Below are 2775 nucleotides of genomic sequence, written 5' to 3' on the forward strand. Positions count from 1 at the left end.
GCCTCGTCTAGAAAGGTTGTGCTGGTAACCGGGTGTCGGTTTGCTCGGGTGCTCGCCGGCGGCGAAGCTGCCGGTGGAGGTGGTGCCCGGTGGCTCGGAAGCCGGAAGTGTTTGTGCGAGCGGTGACCCCGGAGGAAGGGCGCCGGTTGCAGCGGATCACGAAGACCAGCAGGCAACCGGTCCGGATGCGGCGCGCGATCGTGGTGATGGCTTCGGCTCAGCGTCAGCCGGTCCCGGCGATCGCCCGGTTGATGCAGGTGTCGGAAGCCTATGTGCGGCAAGTGATTCACGAGTTCAACGAGCGGGGGTTCGAGGCGCTGGACCCAAAATGGAGCGGGGGCAGGCCGAAGAAGGTCGACCGGGCGACGCGTGAACGTATCGCCTGTATCGCCCGGTGCTGTCCCCGTGACCTGGGTTGGCCGTTCTCGACATGGAGCCTGTCGAAACTGCGGGAGGCATTGCAGAACAACGCTATTGCCGACATAAGCCGGGAGACCCTGCGCGCAATCCTCAAGGCCGAGGGTGTGTCGTGGCAGGCGGTCAAGACCTGGAAGGCCGGTCGCGACCCGGATTTCACCGCGAAGATGAACCGGATCCTGGACCTCTACGACCACCCGCCCGCTGACGGGCGGGTGATCTGCGTCGACGAGTTCGGCCCATTGAATCTGCAACCCCGTGCTGGTAGAGGCTGGTTTCCGCAACGAAGACCGAAGCGGTTGCGGGCGACTTATCACCGCACCCAGGGTGTCCGGCACTTGCTCGGCGCACTGGACCTGGCCACCGGAAAGATCCACTATCGGATCCGTGACCGCAAGCGGTGGACCGAGTTCCTGGCGTTGCTGAAGTCGCTGCGTGCTCGCTGGGCCGGCGAAAAGCTCTACATCGTCGCCGACAACTTCTCCCCGCACAAGCGTGCCGAGGTCCGCGACTGGGCCGCCGCCCACGACGTGGAGCTGGTGTTCCTGCCGACCTACTCGTCGTGGCTGAACTGGATCGAGTCCGAGTTCGCGGCACTGCGTTACTTCGCCCTCAACGGCACCGATCACCACAGCCACGATGAGCAGGACTCCGCCATCGCCGCCTACATCCGCTGGCACAACCAGCACGCCAAACCCAAACGCGAGTTCGCCGCCAACTCCAAAATCCGCCAACCCGATTACCTACCGAAGGTTGCTTGACGAGGCACTAGCTCCGGGTAGCTCTCGCACCGGGATTCGAAGTCCGCGCGCACGACCAGCACCACCACCGCCGATCCTGCGATCACCGCGGCCTGTAACGCCGCCACGAACGCCGCTCGCGTCCCGGGATCCGAGCATTGGGTGAAGATCTGCTCGAACTGATCCACCACCAGCACCAACCGTCCACGCGGCGCATCAGGATCGGCTAGCGCACGGCCGGCGGCCTGGGCGGCGGTCCACGCAAACCCCCGCGGGTATGAGGCCAGGTCACGGCGCAGCGCCGCCGCGTTCAGTCCCGCGACCTGCCCTACCGCAACCGCCAACACCCCGAGTGGATCCCGGCCCGGGGTCAGCAGCAGGCACGGCCAGTTCCGCGCCTGCGGCGCGTCGCCGAGACCGTCGCGGCGTAGCCTGGGCACGACGCCAGCATGCAGCAGTGACGACTTCCCCGCCCCGGACTCCCCCGACACCATCACGATCTCCGGCGAGACCAGACTGTGTGAAAGGCGTTGCACGACAGTGTCGGTCGCGATCTCCCTGCCGAAGAAGAACGCCGCGTCGAGCTCGGTGAACCACGCCAGCCCACGGTACGGGGATACGACAATGCCCGAGACTGCGTCCGCCAGCGGTGCTCGGATCGCGGCGTCGGTCCAGGTCCGCTGATCGAAGTAGTTGAACACCACCCCGTAGTCACCGATCAGCATCCCCTGCGCACCTCGGGCATCCACCACCCGGCCGACGCCGCCGGGCATCGCCGTCACCGCGTCGTCGTCGAACCCCACGGGCCCACCTCCTGATCTGCCTCCGGCCTCACCTCGGATCCCCTACCTGCCAGGCGATTCCGACGTCAGGCTACCCTGGCATCGAACTGCCGAAGCGCTGATCGGCTCACCTGGACAACGAGCAACGGTTCCCCAGTACGCCGACCACCTCACCGACGACGCCGTCGTGATCGGCAGCACGGAGCAAGGCGGAGGGTGGGGCTGCAGGTGAACCGGTTGTCCGAGCAACTCGACACCGTGCAGCGGCAGCACACCGCCGACACGAACCAGTACCAGAGCACCGAGCGCGAACTCCGCACGGAGGTAAGCAAATTGACGAAAGAAGTCCTCCGCCTTTCCAAGAACCTCCGGCAAACAGAGATTTCGACACCGGTCTCCCCTCTGCCCACACCTGGGCAGCGGCGATCCTCCAGGACGCCACCGGCAACCGTCCCGTGGTTGACCGGCTCCGCCGGATCAGGGCCATATAGCGATCGTAATTTCCTGCCCATCAATAACTTTTGATGATTCAGCGAAGGGGATACCTGCGTGATCATGACCGACCATCCTGGGTGGCTGGTGTTGGAGGACGGTGCCGGGCACCACTGAGGTTCACCCCGGGGAGTGGACACCGAGTTAGCGGGATGGTTGTTCCTGCTGGTTAGGATGTCTGCTGTGCCTCCTCGTAAGCGTCGGTCGTTCACGGCCGAGTACAAGGTCGAGGCTGCGCATCGTGTGATCGATTCCGGTCGCACGGTTGCTGAGGTTGCTCGTGAGCTGGGTATTCACGAGAGTTTGCTGGGGACGTGGGTCAAAGACGAGCGGCGCAGGATCGC

The 2775-nt window shown here is 65.1% G+C and carries 3 protein-coding genes; 2 read left to right on the top strand and 1 reads right to left on the bottom strand.

What is annotated here, in order from left to right; genetic code table 11:
- Positions 1-107 precede the first annotated feature (107 nt).
- A complete protein-coding gene (locus LBW94_RS44085; protein ID WP_266270995.1) occupies positions 108-1178 on the top strand; it encodes an IS630 family transposase in 1071 nt (356 codons plus the stop codon).
- Here LBW94_RS44085 and LBW94_RS44090 read toward each other — a convergent pair.
- Positions 1157-1960: an ATP-binding protein gene (locus tag LBW94_RS44090; RefSeq protein WP_225062798.1), complete on the bottom strand. Its 804-nt coding sequence runs from the start codon at positions 1958-1960 to the stop codon at positions 1157-1159. The two genes, LBW94_RS44085 and LBW94_RS44090, sit on opposite strands and share 22 nt — an antisense overlap.
- Positions 1961-2605: 645 nt before the next feature.
- Between LBW94_RS44090 and LBW94_RS44095 the strand changes: the two genes are divergently transcribed.
- On the top strand, positions 2606-2775 hold a 170-nt coding region (locus LBW94_RS44095), incomplete at its 3' end, for a transposase (protein WP_266273628.1).

Source organism: Nocardia sp. alder85J, from assembly GCF_020176955.2.
Taxonomy (GTDB): domain Bacteria; phylum Actinomycetota; class Actinomycetes; order Mycobacteriales; family Mycobacteriaceae; genus Nocardia.